19 protein-coding genes are annotated in these 18,737 nt (G+C 33.0%); 8 read left to right on the top strand and 11 right to left on the bottom strand.

Translation table 11 applies throughout. The features are described from left to right. Window positions 1–95 precede the first annotated feature (95 nt). The 5 genes from ACYSNM_RS01035 to ACYSNM_RS01015 all read left to right on the top strand — a co-directional run bounded on the left by ACYSNM_RS01035 (window position 96) and on the right by ACYSNM_RS01015 (window position 6,209). Entirely contained in the window at window positions 96–1,340 is a 1,245-nt protein-coding gene (locus tag ACYSNM_RS01035; RefSeq protein ID WP_461755260.1) for a type IX secretion system plug protein, read from the top strand. Between the two features lie 97 nt (window positions 1,341–1,437). Beyond that, window positions 1,438–1,824 carry a Co2+/Mg2+ efflux protein ApaG gene (gene apaG / locus ACYSNM_RS01030; RefSeq protein WP_461755259.1) on the top strand — a complete coding sequence of 129 codons (387 nt, stop codon included), beginning with the start codon at window positions 1,438–1,440 and terminating at the stop codon, window positions 1,822–1,824. Window positions 1,825–1,926: 102 nt separating this feature from the next. Next, on the top strand, window positions 1,927–3,552 hold the full coding sequence (pruA, locus tag ACYSNM_RS01025; RefSeq protein WP_461755258.1) for an L-glutamate gamma-semialdehyde dehydrogenase: 1,626 nt from the start codon (window positions 1,927–1,929) through the stop codon (window positions 3,550–3,552). Between the two features lie 190 nt (window positions 3,553–3,742). Then, the gene (locus tag ACYSNM_RS01020; RefSeq protein WP_461755257.1) at window positions 3,743–5,341 is read left to right on the top strand and encodes a BCCT family transporter; all 1,599 of its coding nucleotides are present in this window, start codon (window positions 3,743–3,745) and stop codon (window positions 5,339–5,341) included. Further along, window positions 5,334–6,209, top strand: coding sequence for a universal stress protein (locus ACYSNM_RS01015; protein WP_461755256.1), 876 nt, complete (start codon window positions 5,334–5,336; stop codon window positions 6,207–6,209). The genes ACYSNM_RS01020 and ACYSNM_RS01015 overlap by 8 nt, the downstream gene beginning before the upstream one ends. A 38-nt stretch (window positions 6,210–6,247) precedes the next feature. Here ACYSNM_RS01015 and rsmG read toward each other — a convergent pair whose 3' ends face one another. Continuing rightward, entirely contained in the window at window positions 6,248–6,886 is a 639-nt protein-coding gene (rsmG, locus tag ACYSNM_RS01010; protein WP_461755255.1) for a 16S rRNA (guanine(527)-N(7))-methyltransferase RsmG, read from the bottom strand. 119 nt (window positions 6,887–7,005) lie between these two features. On the opposite strand from rsmG, the gene ACYSNM_RS01005 reads away from it, so the two are divergent. From ACYSNM_RS01005 to ACYSNM_RS00995, 3 genes are all read left to right on the top strand, one after another. Continuing rightward, window positions 7,006–8,199, top strand: a complete 1,194-nt coding sequence (locus ACYSNM_RS01005) for a pyridoxal phosphate-dependent aminotransferase (RefSeq protein WP_461755254.1) — start codon at window positions 7,006–7,008, stop codon at window positions 8,197–8,199. 146 nt (window positions 8,200–8,345) lie between these two features. After that, window positions 8,346–8,927 carry a Crp/Fnr family transcriptional regulator gene (locus ACYSNM_RS01000; RefSeq protein ID WP_461755253.1) on the top strand — a complete coding sequence of 194 codons (582 nt, stop codon included), beginning with the start codon at window positions 8,346–8,348 and terminating at the stop codon, window positions 8,925–8,927. A 72-nt stretch (window positions 8,928–8,999) separates the two neighbouring features. Further along, entirely contained in the window at window positions 9,000–9,734 is a 735-nt protein-coding gene (locus ACYSNM_RS00995) for a pirin family protein (protein WP_461755252.1), read from the top strand. 78 nt (window positions 9,735–9,812) lie between these two features. Here the strand turns inward: ACYSNM_RS00995 and ACYSNM_RS00990 are convergent, their stop codons facing one another. From ACYSNM_RS00990 to ACYSNM_RS00945, 10 genes are all read right to left on the bottom strand, one after another. Then, window positions 9,813–10,715, bottom strand: coding sequence for a pseudouridine synthase (locus tag ACYSNM_RS00990; RefSeq protein ID WP_461755251.1), 903 nt, complete (start codon window positions 10,713–10,715; stop codon window positions 9,813–9,815). Between the two features lie 52 nt (window positions 10,716–10,767). After that, window positions 10,768–11,712: a geranylgeranylglycerol-phosphate geranylgeranyltransferase gene (locus tag ACYSNM_RS00985; protein ID WP_461755431.1), complete on the bottom strand. Its 945-nt coding sequence runs from the start codon at window positions 11,710–11,712 to the stop codon at window positions 10,768–10,770. A 66-nt stretch (window positions 11,713–11,778) separates the two neighbouring features. Continuing rightward, complete coding sequence (locus ACYSNM_RS00980) at window positions 11,779–12,717, bottom strand: mevalonate kinase family protein (protein WP_461755250.1); 939 nt, start codon at window positions 12,715–12,717, stop codon at window positions 11,779–11,781. Window positions 12,718–12,787: 70 nt separating this feature from the next. After that, complete coding sequence (locus ACYSNM_RS00975) at window positions 12,788–13,141, bottom strand: cysteine-rich CWC family protein (protein WP_461755249.1); 354 nt, start codon at window positions 13,139–13,141, stop codon at window positions 12,788–12,790. Between the two features lie 4 nt (window positions 13,142–13,145). After that, window positions 13,146–14,582, bottom strand: coding sequence for a COG3014 family protein (locus ACYSNM_RS00970; protein WP_461755248.1), 1,437 nt, complete (start codon window positions 14,580–14,582; stop codon window positions 13,146–13,148). An 11-nt stretch (window positions 14,583–14,593) separates the two neighbouring features. Continuing rightward, on the bottom strand, window positions 14,594–15,187 hold the full coding sequence (locus ACYSNM_RS00965) for a penicillin-binding protein activator LpoB (RefSeq protein ID WP_461755247.1): 594 nt from the start codon (window positions 15,185–15,187) through the stop codon (window positions 14,594–14,596). A gap of 41 nt (window positions 15,188–15,228) precedes the next feature. Further along, a complete protein-coding gene (locus ACYSNM_RS00960; RefSeq protein ID WP_461755246.1) occupies window positions 15,229–15,624 on the bottom strand; it encodes a hypothetical protein in 396 nt (131 codons plus the stop codon). 49 nt (window positions 15,625–15,673) lie between these two features. After that, window positions 15,674–16,759: a diphosphomevalonate decarboxylase gene (gene mvaD / locus ACYSNM_RS00955; protein WP_461755245.1), complete on the bottom strand. Its 1,086-nt coding sequence runs from the start codon at window positions 16,757–16,759 to the stop codon at window positions 15,674–15,676. 162 nt (window positions 16,760–16,921) lie between these two features. After that, window positions 16,922–17,266, bottom strand: coding sequence for a hypothetical protein (locus ACYSNM_RS00950; protein ID WP_461755244.1), 345 nt, complete (start codon window positions 17,264–17,266; stop codon window positions 16,922–16,924). Window positions 17,267–17,432: 166 nt separating this feature from the next. Next, the gene (locus ACYSNM_RS00945) at window positions 17,433–18,662 is read right to left on the bottom strand and encodes a BaiN/RdsA family NAD(P)/FAD-dependent oxidoreductase (protein ID WP_461755243.1); all 1,230 of its coding nucleotides are present in this window, start codon (window positions 18,660–18,662) and stop codon (window positions 17,433–17,435) included. Between the last annotated feature and the right edge of the window lie 75 nt (window positions 18,663–18,737).

Here is an 18,737-nt window from a genome sequence, read left to right as displayed (position 1 = left end):
ACTTCCTTTTAAAACATTTCTTTCTATAAGCCCATATTTATAAGTATCTTTAACTTTCATCAAGTAGATCCTACTATATAAATATTCTTGCTTCAATGAAAAAATATTTTTTATTTATAGCCGTGTTATGGTGTGCCCTTTCTTGGGCTCAAGTTCCACAAAACACCACTGCCCCTTACATAAAATCAGCCAGCTTTATGTGTCAAGGTCAATCGTGTAATCCCTTTTTTGCCTTAGGAGATCCTTTCACATTAGAATTTGATGATCTATATGGCCAAGATAGTAATTACTATTATAGAGTAATTGCCTATAATTATGATTGGACCCCTTCTGAACTTAGACCAATCGAATATATTTCAGGCATGAACAATCAGCGTATTATGCAGGAAGATAATTCCTATAATACTCTACAAAATTACACCCATTATAAATTAACCTTACCTAACTCAGTATATAGGGTAACTAAAAGTGGTAATTATGTCTTAGAGATATATGATCAAGATGATCAGGTAATCATTAGAAGAAAATTTGTTCTCTATGAACAAAATGTTCAAGTAGGACTAAATGTAAAGCGAACTAGAGACTTAGATGTCTATGATACAAAGCAAAATCTAGAATTCACTGTAGCCTTAGGAGATAACTTATACCAAAATCCTACTACTAATATAAAAGTGGCTATTTTTCAAAATGGCAGGTGGGATAGTTTTATAGGTCATATAAAACCTCAATATACAATTGGTAATGACTTATTATATAAATACGAAAACCCAACTCAATACTGGGGCCTAAACCAATACCTCAACTTTGATAATAGTGATATACGACTAACCAACAGTTATATTGCCCAAACCAATTCAGATAATGGTATTTACAATACCTATTTATATTTAAACCAAAGTAGAAAAAATAAAGGATATACTTATTTCCCGGATATTAACGGACAATTTGTTCCAAGAAATATCAATGGTAGAGACCCTAGTATAGAAGCGGAATACTCCTGGGTGTATTTCTCTTATCAACCTAGTGAGGATATGCCTGAGAATACCCAATATTACATTAGTGGAATGTTTAATGATTATGCTTTAAACCAAGAAAGTAAAATGGATTACAACCCTGAGAAAAAAATCTATGAAAAAGCAATATTGATTAAACAGGGTTTTACCAATTATAGTTATACGGCTGTAATTGACAATAAGGTTTCACCGCAAAATAACCCTGATGGTAATTATGCTCAAACTACTAATGCCTATCAAGTGATCGTTTATTATAGAAAAACAACAGACTTATACGATAGAGCAATAGGAATAGGCCATGCCAATGCCAAAGACATCACCTATTAAACGTTAAATAACCATAACAAAGTCTGTTATAGAGTGTTAATTAGGCAAATGCTGTAAAATAATTGATTAACTTTGAGTATCTAACTTCCCTTTCACTATGAATATACAGACAAATAAAGACATTGAAGTAGGTGTGACTCCACATTTCAAAGGTAGTTTTTATCAAGGCAATACTTTGTATTATGCCTTTAAATACACCATAACTATTACTAATAATTCCCAAGTACCTATTAAAGTAGATTCTAGGTTTTGGCAGATATATGATAGTTTAAATGAAACTAAAATAGTTCAAGGTCCTGGCATTGTCGGAGAGCAACCTATCATTTTGCCTTTAGATAGTCATTCCTATAGTAGTGGATGCATCTTACAATCTAGTATTGGCTCGATGGAAGGTTACTATAAAGTAGCTAATTTAGTGGATAATAAGTTTTTTAAAGTTCAAATACCTAATTTCAAATTAATCGCCTCGTATGCGATGAATTAGGCCAAATAAGTCCCATTAAAGTAGAGATATTTAAAATTCTTTGCGAATTTTTTATTATCTTTGTACAAATTCATTTTACAACAAAATTTAAAAAGAAAAAATATGTCAAACGGATTCTACAAAGTTCCAACAGCAATTAACGAGCCAGTTAAGTCTTATGCACCAGGAACAAAAGAAAGAGAATTGACTTTGAATTCTTTCAAAGAACAATACAACCAACAAGTTGATATTCCACTATATATCGGTGGAGAAGAAATTCGTACAGGAGATACGAAAGATTTATTCCCTCCATTTGATCACAAACATAAATTAGGAGTTTACCACCAAGCTGACCAAGCCTTAATTGAAAAAGCTGTTTCAACTGCTTTAGAAGCTAAGACTAAATGGGCTGCTATGCCATGGGAACATAGAGCTTCTATTTTCTTAAAAGCTGCTGATTTATTAGCTGGACCTTACCGTGCTAAAATCAACGCTGCTACAATGATTGCTCAAGCAAAAACTTTACACCAAGCTGAAATCGATGCAGCATGTGAGTTTATTGACTTCTTAAGATTTAACGCTGAATTTATGGCGCAAATCTATGCAGAGCAACCAGCTTCATCAGAAGGAATGTGGAACAGATTAGAGCACAGACCTTTAGAAGGATTCATCTATGCAATTACTCCATTTAACTTTACAGCTATTGCAGGTAACTTACCTACATCAGCTGCAATGATGGGTAACGTAGTAGTTTGGAAACCTTCAGCAACTCAAATTTACTCTGCAAGAGTAATTGTTGAAGTATTACAAAAAGCAGGATTACCTGCAGGAGTTATCAACGTAGTTTACGGAAACTCTGCTATGATTACTGATACATTATTGGCTAGCCCAGATTTCGCAGGTATCCACTTTACAGGATCAACTGGAGTATTTAACTCTATGTGGAATAAAATTGGTCAAAACATCAATAACTATAAAACATACCCAAGAATTGTTGGGGAAACTGGAGGAAAAGACTTCGTAGTTGCTCACTCTTCAGCTTGTCCAAAAGAAGTTGCTGTTGCTTTAACTAGAGGAGCTTTCGAATACCAAGGACAAAAATGTTCTGCTGCTTCAAGAGCTTACATCCCTGCTTCATTATGGGAAGATGTTAAAAAATACATGGCAGAAGACTTAGCTACAATCAAAATGGGAACTCCTGAGGACCCAGCTAACTTTGTATCTTCTGTTATCTCAGAATCTTCATTTGATAAATTAGCTAAAGCTATTGATCAAGCGAATGCTGATACAGATGCTGAAGTAATTTTAGGTGGTAAGTATGATAAATCAGTAGGTTACTTCATTGAGCCAACTGTTATCCAAACTTCAAACCCTCACTATGCAACAATGGAAAACGAATTGTTCGGACCTGTTCTAACAGTTTATGTTTACGAAGATGCAAAATGGAGCGAAACTTTAAAATTAGTAGACCAAACTTCAATCTATGCTTTAACTGGAGCTATCTTAGCTACATGTCGTTATGCAATTATCGAAGCTACAGAAGCATTACAAAACGCTGCTGGTAACTTCTACATCAACGATAAACCAACAGGAGCAGTAGTAGGTCAACAACCATTTGGAGGAGCTAGAGCTTCAGGAACAAATGATAAAGCTGGTTCAGTTCTTAACTTATTACGTTGGGTATCTCCACGTACAATTAAAGAAACTTTTGTACCTGCAACAGACTACAAATATCCTTTCTTAGGATAATCATATACCTTATAAGCGGTGCTCTTTATAGAAGCACCGCTTCTTTTTTCACAGTACATTTATTGAGGATTCATGCATCCCTATGAAGATCATATAAAAGTATTTCTCAAAGCCCTCCCCTAATTAGCTTTTGCTATTTTTATCCTTAATAATTTTTTAGTACTGGATTCATTTTAAAATAATCTAGAACATGTATAAAAAATTAATTCAAAACAAACAGCTAGTAATTAATCCACCAGTGTTTTTCACTTCGATTTTATTAATTATTAGCCTTATTAGTGCCTGCTTACTATTTCCAACAAAAATAGGTCCATGGTTTGCTCAAGCACAATACCTAGTAACCACTAACTTTAGTTGGTTCTTTATTATTACCGTTAATATCATTTTGATTTTTGCACTCTATTTCGCCTTTAGTAAATTCGGTAGCATCCGTTTAGGTGGAGATAATGCAGAACCAGAATTCACCAAGACATCCTGGTTTGCAATGTTATTTAGCACAGGTATGGGAATTGGAATTATGTTCTATAGTATAGCAGAGCCTGTATCGCATTACATAAATCCACCAAGACCCACTTCTTCCGATATAGATTCGGCTATTCAAGCAATGGAATTCACTTCTTTACACTGGGGGTTACATGCTTGGGCAATCTATGCTATGGTAGGTTTAGCATTGGCTTTTTTCTCTTTTAACAGAAAACTGCCTATGACTTTCCGTTCCCTATTTTATCCATTTTGGGGAGAAAGAATCCATGGCTGGTGGGGACATACCATTGATATTTTATCCACTTTAGCAACTGTCTTTGGTTTATCCACTTCACTAGGTCTTGGAGTAACCCAAGTTAGTGCAGGACTAACCTATCTTTATGGATGGGAAATCTCTCCTATGGTACAGGCTGGTATCATTCTACTTGTTATTGGTGTAGCAAGTATATCGGTATTCTCTGGATTAGATAAAGGAGTTAAATTACTAAGTAATGCCAATATGTATTTAGCAAGTGCCTTTATGCTAACAATTTTTATATTAGGCCCTACTTTATTTATATTAAAAGGCTACGTACAAAACACTGGTTCTTATTTGGCTAATTTTATAGACATAAGTACTTGGAATGACACCTATGGTTCTAGTGGTTGGCAAAACGCATGGACAATATTTTATTGGGCATGGTGGATTGCTTGGTCTCCTTTTGTTGGTAGCTTTATTGCACGTATATCAAAAGGTAGAACCATAAAAGAGTTTATCTTAGGGGTTTTAATCGTTCCAGGACTAATTACTCTGCTTTGGATGAATATCTTTGGCTCTAGTGCCTTAGAAATGATTCTAAATGGAGATACTACTATTGTAACGGCTGTTACTACAGATATATCCACTGCCCTATTCTCCTTTTTGGAACATTTTCCTTATTCTGAGTTCTTATCTATAGTTGCTATTATATTAGTATTTTCATTCTTTATTACCTCTTCCGATTCAGGTTCCTTAGTAATAGATAATATTACCTCTAATAGTGAAGGAAAATCGCCTGTATGGCAGCGTGTTTTCTGGTCTTTTGCTCAAGGATTAATTGCCATTGTTTTATTATGGGGTGGAGGTTTAGATGCCTTACAAACTGCTGTAATAATCACTGGACTACCCTTTGCTGTTATATTAATAATTCTGTGTTTCAGCCTTTATAAAGGTTTACAGGAAGAATTAAAGAAAAAGCAAAAGCAACAAATGTCCATAGAAGAAAAATCCTATCAACAGGTAATCTCCGATTTATTAGCTCAACCTAAAACTACAGAAAATGAATAAGAATAAAGCATTAGATATACTAGTAGGTTTAGACCTATCTTTTATGGATAAGTACTTGATTGAGTACCTAGAAGTACTTGACTCAGTACTTAACATCCAACACATCACTTTTGTACATAACATTAAAATCACGGAACTTTCCAAAGACTTTCTTACCCAAGAAAGTATCTCACTGATCAAGGAAAGAATTCAACAAAATATAGAGCAACAAGTAGCTCAAACCAAAATCGATTATACTTTTAGTGTAGAAATTGGGTTACATACCTACTCTGAATTAGCATTTATAGAACTTAGCAAGAAAAAGCTATATGATATGCTAATACTTGGTAACAAACAGCACTTAAGTGGTAATGGAGCTTTAGCACAAAAACTAATACGTATTTTGCCTTTAGCAACTTTACTTGTTCCTGAAACCTTTAATAAAACGATAGCAACAGTAATTGATGCTATCGACTTCTCCAAGTACACACCTATTATCATGAATTGGGCAGATCGCTTTAAAAACAATGATAAGAATCTTTTAATCGAGCATACGGCTGTTCATATTTCGAAATTCTCTTGGGGGTTCTATGCCATGATTACAGATAATCAATTCGAGAAGGCCAGTAAACAGGATATTTTAGAAAAACAACAAAAATGGAATAAGACCTATTCCAATTACACCAAAATAGATGTAGTTGGAGCTAAAGATCAAAATGTTCCAGCAGCACTTATGCAATACGCTAGCGATAAACACGCCGATCTTTTAATCTTAGGTGTCAAAGGCTACTCAAGTATAAAAGAAATATTTTTAGGTAGTGTAGCCAATCACGTACTGCAACGCCCAACAAATACTTGTTTATTATTTGTAAAGGAAATAAAGAAATAACCAAAAAAAATGCCGCATTTTTTAATGCGGCATTTTAATTATATTTTATTTGATTTATACTTTAATGGTAAGTAAACTACTTTTTTTGTTTCGAAAAATTCGTCATCAAAAACATTGCTTAAATCAAATTGCACTGCTTTTGGGAAACCAGCTAATTCTTCCGTTAAGTCCCCTCCCTTTAAGTAAAGTATTCCATTTTCAAATTCATGATGGTTTTCCTTCTTTGTTTTATGTCTAATCCAACTAACAAAATCAGGCATATTTGTTACTGCTCTACTTACAATAAAATCAAAACTCTCCTCTAGAGTTTCTGCTCTTTTTTGCTCTGCGCGAACATTTTTAAGTCCTAATTCCTTTACTACCTCATTGACAACTCTAATTTTCTTAGCAATAATATCAATTAAATAAAAGTTTACCTCAGGGTATAAAATAGCTAATGGGATTCCAGGAAATCCACCTCCTGTACCAACATCTAAAATAGACGCCCCGTCTTTAAACTCCATAATCTTAGCTATACCTAAAGAATGAAGCACGTGCTTGGTATATAATTGATGAATATCTTTTCTTGAAATAACATTTATTTTTGCATTCCAATCCGTATATACTTCTTCTAACTTAGTGAATTGCTCGATTTGTAGTTCAGTAAGGTTTGGGAAATATTTTAAAATTTCTTCCATGTCTTAAATTTTGACAAAAATAAGCTTTTTTATTGGTAAAAACCTCTTGAAAACTTCAATTATAAAACTAGAATAAGTACCTTTGGTTGATATCCCTCAAAAAAAAATTATTTCAAATTATGAGTAGCGAATTTTTATCCGATAGAATTAAAGGCTTAGCAACTTCTCAAACTTTAGCTATGGCAGCTTTAGCAAGAGAATTAAAACAACAAGGTGTTGATGTGATAAGTCTAAGTCTAGGAGAACCTGATTTTAATACACCTGATTTTATTAAAAAAGCGGCTATTCAAGCCATCGAAGATAACTATAGTAAGTATCCTCCAGTAGATGGATATTTAGAATTAAGACAAGCTATTAGTGAAAAGTTTAAAAGAGATAATAATTTAAACTATTCCCCTAGCCAAATCGTAGTTTCTACAGGTGCTAAACAATCCTTATATAATGTTGCTCAAGTAATGATTAATCCTGGAGATGAAATCGTTATTCCTGCTCCATACTGGGTGAGTTATGCAGAGATTGTTAAACTATGTGGTGGAATACCAATTGAGGTACCTACAAGTATTGAGAGCGACTTTAAAATCACTCCTGAGCAATTAGAGAATGCCATTACAGACAAAACTAAGATGGTTTGGTTTTGTTCTCCATGTAATCCAAGTGGTTCAGTTTACAGCTTAGAAGAATACCAAAATTTAGCTAAAGTATTAGAGAAGCATCCAAATGTATTTATCCTTTCGGATGAAATCTATGAGCACATCAACTTTAGTGGTAAAACTGCAAGTATTGGAGCTATTAATAATTTAATTGATAGAACTATTACGGTTAATGGAATCGCTAAGGCCTTTGCTATGACAGGTTATAGAATCGGTTATATTGGAGCACCTGAGTTTATTGCCAAGGCTTGTACTAAAATACAAGGACAAGTTACCTCTGCAGCTAATAGTATTGCTCAACGTGCTACTATCACTGCTTTAGAAGCTGATCCAAGTGTATTACATCAAATGGTTGATGCTTTCAAAAAAAGAAGAGATTTAGTAGTTGGACTTTTAAGAGAAATTCCTGGAATTAAAATAAATGTACCAGAAGGAGCATTTTATGTATTCCCTGATGTATCTTCCTTTTTTGGAAAAACTCTTCAAGGTACATTGATTAACAATGCAGATGATTTAGCTCTTTACTTATTAGAAAAAGCCCACGTTGCTTGTGTAACAGGTGCAGCTTTTGGTAACCCAGATTGTATTCGTTTTTCTTATGCAACTAGTGAGGACCAATTAATAGAAGCTTTTGCTAGAATTAAAAAAGCATTGACTATCTAATCAAGCTTATACCTATATAATACAAGGGAGATATCTTTTTAAAAAGGTATCTCCTTTTGTTTTTTAAAACAATTCCCTACACAAACAAACTACAATGTGTATATTTGACTATAGATATACCTAATATCTCACAAAATTATGCAACTATGGATTTACTTTTAAAAAACATTGCCCTTCATATCAATTTAAGTGAACAAGAACAACAACAAGTTCTCAGTTACTTTATTAAAGAATCCTATCCTAGTAAAACAAGACTTGTAGAGGCAGAAAAGCAAATTAGTTCTACCTATTTTGTTTTATCTGGAATTTTAAGAAACTACTACGTGGATCAACAAGGTAACGAACATACTTTAAGCTTTTCTAGTTCGGGGTGGTGGATGGCTGACATGTATAGCTTTTTATCCCAAAGTGTGAGTTCCTCTTATATTGAGGTATTAGAACAATCTGAAGTACTTATTTTAACCAGAGAAAACCAAACTGCTTTGTTTGAGAATGTACCAAAAATGGAACGCTATTTTAGAATATTACTGGAAAGATCTTTAATTGCAAATTCTCAAAGAATAATAGATAATTTAAGCCTGTCGGCACAGGAAAGATATGAGCGTTTTAATAAGCGATATCCGACTATCAAAAACTGTCTAGCACAAAAGCAAATTGCATCTTATCTTGGAGTTACTCCAGAATTTTTTAGTAAAATGAAAAGAAATCTTCTAAAAAATCCAAAATAAACTATTTTACTTAATTTAGGTTAAGTGCTTCTAGGTGAATTTCCTACTACCTTTGTATTAAAAATAAGGAAAATGGAAAATAGTATAATTTATAAAGCAGACTCAAGAGGTAAAGCAAATCATGGTTGGTTAAACTCTAACCATACTTTTAGCTTTGCCAATTACCAAAATTTCCAACGTATGCACTTTGGTGTATTAAGAGTATTAAACGATGATATCGTGGCTCCAGATATGGGATTTGGTTCACATCCACATCAAGATATGGAAATCATTTCTATTCCCTTGAAAGGAAGTTTAGCCCATAAAGACTCTATGGGAAATAGCTCTGAAATAAAAACAGGAGATATTCAAGTAATGAGCGCTGGAACAGGAGTTCAACACAGTGAATTTAACCCAAGTAAAACAGATGAGGTTCACTTTTTACAAATTTGGGTGTTCCCAGATACTTTACATGTAACACCTCGTTATGATCAAATTACTTTAAACAAAGAAAACAGGTCTAATAAATGGGATACAATTATATCCCCTAAATCTTATGGAGAGGGTACATACATTCATCAAAATGCATGGTTTTCTTTAGCCGATTTAGATAAAGACGTTACTTTAGATTACCAAAAGAAAGATAAAGAAAACGGAATTTTTCTTATGGTCTTAAGTGGTGAAGTTAAAATTGGCGATACTACGTTGCAAACAAGAGATGCAATTGGTATAAGCAATGAAGACAAAATTGAAATTATAGCTCAGTCAAATAGCGAGCTATTACTTATGGAAATTCCAATGGAATTACCTTCTTACCTAGCACAATAAACAACAAACCGATAGTACTAAAGCCAAAAAAGCTCAACAATTACAACTGTTGAGCTTTTTTTATAATCACTTGTTAAATTATCCTTTCTTTAAGCTACGAACTTCTTCCTCCGTTAAAAAACGCCATTTACCTCTTGGTAAATTCCATTTAGTAATTTGTCCATACATTACTCGGTCTACTTTTAGAACATTATAATCTAAACTTTCGAACAAAGCACGTACTAACTTCACGTTAGAAGCTTTAAGCTTAATTCCTATCTCTGTTTTTGGTTGATCTTCCACATAAGCGATATCTTCCACGAAAACACGTTTTTCATCAATGTAAAGGCCTTTCTTCACTTTCTCTAAATCCTCGTATTTCAGATTTCTATCTAAAGAAATTTGATACACTTTAGAAGAGCGTTGATTAGGAGAGTTTAGCATTTGCAATAAATCGCTATCATTAGTAAATAGCATTAATCCCAAAGTACTTTTATCCATTCTACCTACTGGAGATAAATAAGACTTACTTGCTGATTTAATTAATGAAAGTACATTTTCTTGAGAAATACCCTCTTCGTTAATAGTAGAGAAACCTTTTGGTTTGTTTAATAAAACGTACACTTTTTTCTCTGGTGTAATTAAAGATCCGTCGAAGTTTACAACGTCACCTGGCTTAACTCTATACCCCATTTCTGTTACTACAACGCCATTTACCTTAACGTTCCCAGAAACAATATAAACATCTGCTTCACGACGAGAACATACTCCAGAATTACTTATATATTTATTTAAACGTATATCCGAAGATTCCTTTAAACTATTAGTAGCTTTTACTTTAGGCTTAGCGTCAAATGGCTGATTAGAGCTTGCTAAGAAACCTGCTCCTGTATCTTTATTCTTATTTACAGTAGACTTCTTAAATGGCTTTCTAGCATCATTTTTCTTACTTCTACCAAAAGAAGATTTGTTATTTTTTGAATTTGACTTACCGTTATTCATAATAAATTATTTTTGCAAAGATAGTTAAACAAAGTCTTTATTAAATATACTTTTAACTTTTCCCATTTCTTAATTGAATATCTTCCCTTAAAATTGTAGTTCCACTTACAATTACAGAAGGTTTTATCAATACAATAGAGAAAACTCCTAATAAAATCAATAGTTTTAAACTGATATGTAGTCGATGGTACTGCTTATAAGTACTTGATTTCCACAATCTAAATAAAAAAATAAACAAAACTGCGATACATAGGTAAAAATAATAGCCCATATATCCCATACTATCATCTTTTAACAACAAATAAATTGGAACAAGCGTTAAAAAAACTAGGAAGGTAATTACTTTCTTGGCTGTTTTTTCTCCAAATCTCACTGCAATAGTCTGATAGTTATTAGCAAAATCTCCTGGAACATTCTCCATGTCTTTAATAAGCTCTCTGATTAAGATAATCAAATAAAGAAAAAAAGCATTATAATAAATCTGGGGATAAGAGTTTTGGAAATACATCAGAATACTAAAGAAGGGCAGAATAGCTAACAATGAAGCCATTAAATTCCCTATTACTGGGTATTTCTTTAATTTATGGGAGTAAAACCATAAAAGAAAAATATATACAGCATAGAATAAACTTACATGCCAAGAAACTGGTAGCACTAAAGCTACACTTATAAAATTTAATGTAAAGTAAACCCTCAATTTGGTACTTTGACTTACATAACGATCCAACTTAGATTTAATTGGACGGTTTATCTGATCTTTTTCTGCATCGTAAAAATTATTGATAATGTAACCACCAGCAATAGCTAACGAACTAGAAAAAATAATCAAAAATAGACGCCAGTCAAAAATTACATCCCACGCTCTTTTCTCATTAGCTAGGATAAATACTGACCCCAAATATTGGGCTAAAACAATAATAAAAATATTATAACCTCTAACTACAGAAAACAAACTGAAAACTTTCGCTAAGAGTATTTTGTATTTCCTAGGTAATATTTCCATGCTAGCTTGGGATTAACTCACAATTAAAGATTATACTATTTTTATTATACGCTTATATTTTTAGAACTGATAAACTAACTCTAGTTTATAATCTTTCAAAGATTCTTTTGCTTTCTCGTAATCCGGAGTGAATCCTAAGATATATCCTCCACCACCTGAACCACATAGCTTTAAGTAGTAATCATTAGATTCAATTCCTTGTTTCCAAATTTTGTGAAATTGTTCTGGAATCATTGGTTGGAAGTGATTGAAAACTACTCTTGAAAGTTCTTTTGTGTTAGAAAATAAAGATTTAATATCTCCTTTCAAGAAGTTCTCTACGCAAGCATCCGTATGTTTAACAAACTGTTCTTTTAAAACTTGTCTAAAACCGTGGTCTTTTAATTTTTCCATGAAAATAGTAATCATTGGAGCAGTCTCTCCTACTATACCACTATCAATTAAAAATACAGCTCCTTTCCCATCTACTTGTTGAGAAGGAATTCCTGTAGGTTCAATATTATCTTTAGAATTAATTAAAATCGGAAGACTTAAATAGCTATTCAAAGGATCTAAACCAGAGCTAGTCCCATGGAAGAAAGCCTCCATATTACTAAATATGTTCTTTAGAACAATTAATTTATCTCTAGTTAAGTTTTCTAAAACAGTAATTTTATTTTGTGCATACTTATCGTAAATAGCAGCAACTAAAGCACCACTGCTTCCTACTCCATATCCTTGAGGAATACTTGAGTCAAAATAAAGTCCATTTTCAATGTCCTTGAATAAATTTTGTAAATCAAATTGTACTAAGTCAGGTTGTGCTAACTGTAAATCCTCTAAGTATAAAGCAAAACTGTTTAAACTTTGATTAGATTTAGAGGCAACCTGATCTAAATTCTGCTCAATCTTAAGAGCTCCATTATAAAAATTGTAGGGTATCGATAAACCCTTAGAATCTTTAATGATTCCATATTCTCCAAAAAGAAGAATTTTCGAATAAAACAAAGGTCCTTTCATAACACAAAAGTAATTTACCAGACAAAAATACATATTATATTTTCACCCGAGAGTAAATTTAGTCAATAATTTATAAATATCTGTTTTTGAAGCCATAAACACAGTGTCTACATCCATTTTGACAACATTGTCCTTTGGATAAATGATACTGTTCGGTAAAAACAAAATACCCTCCTTCTATATAGTAATGTACTCCTTCTATCATCTGGCTTCTTCGACTTGGAAATATATTCTCCTTAGAATACTCTAGCATTTTTTGGAATTTCTCCAAACAACTCACACAAAGGCATTTATGATAGCTATTTGCTAAAAAAACCCTAAGATCACCACTTACATCTACCTTTGAACAATCACAATTGCCAATATCCTCTACTTTACATTGTATTGGCTCTAAGCAATGTGTGCAATTTTTATTTTTATCCATTGTTTTATTTCATTGTAGCAAAGTTATAAAATTGAAGATTTCCATTTCCTTGCATTTTAAATTCATAATGAGATTTACCACCGCTATTAGGTTGTAGCTCAACTTTAATGGTATTTTCTCCTTCTTCTAAACCTACACGTACATAATTAATTTGACTAGGTAAGGTTTGCCAGTTTCTAGTATCGGCTTTCTCTGAGAGCAAATTATAAAGTTGTACACCAAAGCCAAGTCCTTCTAATAAGGGATTACTATCTCCATTACTACCATTATTCTTAGCAGCAGCTTTTAAAGTATATTCGGCAGATTTCTTAACTGCCATACGCGTTAAAATCTTACTGAGTTCTCTTGTAGATCTTTCTCTTAATGTAGCAACAGCAAGATTGTCTACATCTTGAATTAATTCAAAATCATATCTACCCTTATTATTCACACTAGCAACGGCCCTAATATAAGGCTTAACTATAGACAAATACTTAGGATAGGCAATATTTAAACTATGTACATTATTTAAAGAGGTTCCACCTGCTATTCCTAAATCTATGGGAATCATGATTCCTAAAGCATTCGTGAAAAACAATCCCCCACTTTGCCCTTTTACTAAGGCAAACATAACATCTTCTTGTTGTTTTATAGGAGCTAAACCATTTTCCCAGAAAATAACCAAATCTCCTCCCTGACTAGGAGGTGAGTAAGTATAATTGATTTTAAAGTCTTGCTCAAATTGTTTTAATTCACCAGTAAAACCAACTAGATAGGCCATTCTCATTACATCTATCTGCAGATCTTTAGGCATTTTAACCCCGTAATAGGTACCATTTTCAGCAGAAGTATACACTTCCACTGCATTGCGATAGGATATAAAAGCATCATTGTAATTGCGATCATATTCGTAAATCAATCCTTGTAATATCAAAGAAAAGGCATCTTTAGAGTATCGGTTTAATTTATCTTTATACTTATCTCCTTGGGCATAGTTTTGCAAGCTAATTCTTCTAGCTTCCACAACAGCTTCTTGGATTTGTCCCAAATACATATAATTTAAAGCTTTATAATAATGTAGCATAAAGATTTCAAACTCTTCTCCCTTATAGTTTTGGGACATAGAGTTCAATACTAATCCTACCACTACATCTGAGCCTGAGCTTAAACCATCTTCAATTAGTAAATCTGCTTTATTTAAATACTCATTACTCAAGGCGTATTCGCCTCTTAAATGCATAAGTCTACCCATCTCCATGTCATATAATAACTGGTTCCTAGGCTTTTTTAAAAGCTTATTCTTCTCTAATGACTTTTTTGCTCCCTCTAGATCACCTGAGCTTACATAATTATAATATTCTGTAATCCTTTGATTATATGAGGCACACCCAAATAAGAAGAACACCAGTAAAAAAAATACTGATGTTCTTTTTAGTATAGAAAATAAGTGGTTAAACACCATTTTTAGCTAATTTAATTTTTAACGTACTTGGCAATTTTCTTATCCCCAATCCAAACTACTTCTCCTGTTTGGATATTAGTTAATTCAAGATTTACTTGGTAGTATACTACTTTCTTTTTCTTATGAGAATCTACAATAGAGTTTATAGATCCTTGTAGCATAAAGTCCGCACCATTTTCTAATCCAAACTTCTTCATTGTAGAAACAGAAGAATTAGTTTGTTGATCGGCTCTTTCTGCACGAAGCTCCTCTCTTTTTTGTCCTCCTTGTACTAAACGCACACGTTGGCTTTGAATAAAGGCTTGTTCCACATCTTTTACAAATGTTTCTGCATCGATATGCTCATGACTTTTATTGTATACCATACCAACAATTACAACAGGCTTCTTACCATTATGCTGCTCTTGAAAATCTCCTATCCAAGGACCTTCTAAGACTTGTCTAGTCATTTGCTGTGCAACTTCTCTAGAATCCGAATTATTCCAACGACCACTGATGTCAATTGTTTCATCTGTACTTACACGAGTTACTTGACGACCACAAGAAGTAATCGCTAAGGCGCTTAGAGCAAAAACTGTTGCTAATGCGATACGTTTTATTTGCATAATTTCTTTTATATTAGTTTTATGTATTGTACTATTCTATATTAGGTAGAGAACCACCAATTTCCAGTTCTAAATCCTATCCTAGGAGCCCAATTCCACCCATTATTCCAACGATTATAATAGTTACCGTAATAACCTCCTGAATAACCGTTATAGTAATTTCTAGAATACTTAGCTCTCTCCATGCGTTCTTCATGACGCCACTGCTTTCTTAATAACTTCTTTTCTTGCTTAGCTTCATACCAATCGTAGGCCTTATAAGTATCTTGAAGAGTTGTTCCTTCAGTTTGAGTAATAGAATCCGCTATAGCTAAATAATGGTACATACTACTTCTGTAATTCGGATTTTGATCAGGAGCTAATTCTTGTGCATAACCTTTTACTTGAGTAAATAAACTCATGCAAAACAAGGTAAAAATAAACAACGTTCTTCTCATGATATTAATATTTATAATTACATACTTTATAGTATAAAGATACTAAAAATTATTTATTTTCTGTTGAACCTAAGCCCATTTTATCTGCAATAAATTGACCTTTTTCACAAAACGGTGCTAATTGTTCTTCTACACACTTCATTACCTGTTGCTCAGTTTGTTCTGGAAATAATAAATGAACGTTTGCACCTGCATCTAAAGTAAAGCAAACTGGAACACCTGTTTGTTCTCTAAAAGCCCAAATTTTTTCAATAATCTCAAGAGTATTAGGCTTGAATAAAATAAAGTAAGGCATAGAGGTCATCATCATAGCGTGTAAAGTAAGGGCCTCACTCTCCACTAGTGCCATAAATGCAGGTAAATCACCTTGAATTAATATATCCTTTAACTTACTTAAATTCTCATGGGCTTGTTCAAAGCGTCTTTGTGCAAATGGATGCTCATGCATTAACTCATGTCCTACCGTACTAGAAACTTGCTTTTGTCCTTTATCTACCAATAGAACTACATCACAATAATTTTTGAACACAGGATGTATCTCATATGGAAACTCCACTCCATATAAATCACTACTTCCTTCAATATCTTTTTGCTGTCCCCATACCACAACTTCTCCATGTATACTACGGCAAGCACTTCCAGACCCCAAACGAGCTAAAAAAGAAGCTTTCTTATTAAAATAATCTTGCTCCATTGCAGGATTAAGTACTTTCTCTAAACTCATTATGTTAACCGCTAAAGCCGCCATAGCTGAAGCAGAAGAAGCAATACCTGAAGAATGCGGGAAGGTGTTTTCAGTATGAATACTAAAATTAAAATACTCTATATAAGGACAATACTTTACTATTCGCTCAAAAAACTTACCTACTTTCTCATTAAAAGATGGTTTTAATTCACCGTGAAAAAACAATTCAAAACTAATCGCCTTTTCTTCTTTGGAAGTATAGGCTAATTCAGTTGTAGTTTTACAGTTGTTCAAGGTAAAACTCAAAGAAGGGTTAGCTGGAATTTGATCTTCCTTTTTACCCCAGTACTTTACAAGGGCTATGTTACTAGGAGAGTTCCAAGAAAACTTTCCTTTTCTATTTTGAGTATAATCTACTGGTTTATTAAAAATAAATTCATCTATAGTCATGTCAATTTTTTTTCTACTTTATACAAAAATACTACCTTTTTATAACAATCAAATCTCAAGGGGTCTTTTGACTGAAACAGCCCTAGTTAAAGAAGATAATCTCTACCGGAATCTGTTCAATTATAATTAAATAAGCAAATAGGAAAAGCCCCATGGTTTAATTTACTTTTTCACATCCTCTATTTCCTTTTTACCCCCAGGCTTATAATACTCCTGTAGTAAATCATTTATTTTATCTCTATACTGTACACTGATGTAATTATGGGTTACAGGCAGACTAAACATAAACATTGGATTTTCCGGAAAACTTTGGTTTCTTCTAAATAACAAAAAGCTACCGTTACTAGAATTTCCACTTTGTATCCACTCTTGATAATTGTAATAGTCCGGCATATTTCGCCTTTGTCTAACTACAATTAATACATCATATAATTGCTCCCAAAGAATTGTTTGCTTCTTAAACAAGCTTTTATAATGCACCCCTTCCTGGTCCAGAATAACTTTCATACAGAGAGATTTATAGCCAAATACAAGAAAGAGAAAAAACAATACTACTCCTAGAACTTTGGCTAAAGTATTACCAAAAACTAGTAAGTAAACAGACATACTAAAAAATGGCCCTATAGCTAAAAGCAATAATAATATCCTACTTGTGGAATTATAATAACTAAATTTACTCATTTGTTACATCCAATTTAGCGACAATATCTCTAGCTGCAATAAAACCTGTTGTCCATGCATTTTGGAAATTAAAACCACCAGTGATAGCATCTATATTAATAATCTCTCCAGCAAAGTACATGTTATCCAAAACTTTACTTTGCATTGTTTTAAAGTTAACTTGCTTTAAATCTACTCCCCCTGCTGTTACAAACTCCTCTTTAAAAGTACTTTTCCCATTAACAGCATATTCCCCATTTGTTAGCTCTTTAGCTAAAGAATGTAATTGCTTATTATTCAAATCAGCCCAAGTTAAACTAGAATCAATCCCACTAGCGATAACTAAGCTCTCCCATAACCTATTGGTCATTTCTAAAAAACAACGCTTTACAACATTTTTTCTAGCATGTTCTTTTTTTAAAGCCTGTAACTGCTCAAACATGGAATCTTGATCATGATCCACTTGCCAGTTTACTAAAATGGAAAATTGGTAATTTTTCTTTTCCAATATTCTAGCCCCCCAAGCCGATAAACGTAAAATCCCAGGTCCACTCATTCCCCAGTGCGTAATTAAAACTGGTCCCTGTGCTTCTAACTTGGTAGACTTTACTTGTACATTAGCATATTGGGCTATCCCCATTAAATCCTTAATGCGTTTATCCTTGATATTAAAAGTGAATAAAGAAGGTACTGGGTCTATAATAGTGTGCCCTAGCTCCTGTAATAAACCCCACATTTTTGGGTTACTTCCTGTAGTCATAACTAACTTAGCACATTCAAAAGTACCTTTAATAGTATCTAATCGCCAAGTATCCTGTTTTTGATATAGGCTTGAAACACTACAACTAGAAATTAAATCAATTTTATATTTCTTTGCTAAACGTAAAAAACAATCAATGATAGTTTGGGAGCTATCCGTAGTAGGGAACATTCTTCCATCCTCTTCCATTTTTAACTCTACTCCATGATCACTAAACCAAGCAATAGTATCTCCACTACAAAATTGATGAAATGGCCCTAACAACTCCTTTTCTCCTCTAGGATAAAATTGAGTTAATTCCTTAGGATCAAAACATCCATGGGTTACATTACATCTACCACCTCCACTTATTTTCACTTTAGTTAAAAATTCTTTACCTCTCTCTAAAATAGCAATTTTCAAATCAGCATTAGACTGAGCTATATTGATAGCAGTGAAAAATCCGGCAGCTCCACCACCAATTATTATAACGTCGTAATTCATTTCCTTTTTAGTTTTAATTTTTTAGACACTATATTTTTTTTTTATAGGGCTAAAAAATTATCTTTACCACCACAA

Source organism: Myroides sp. LJL116 (genome assembly GCF_054871685.1).
The sequence above is the reverse complement of the archived record's forward strand: the minus strand, read 5'-3'. Positions and strand labels throughout refer to the sequence as shown.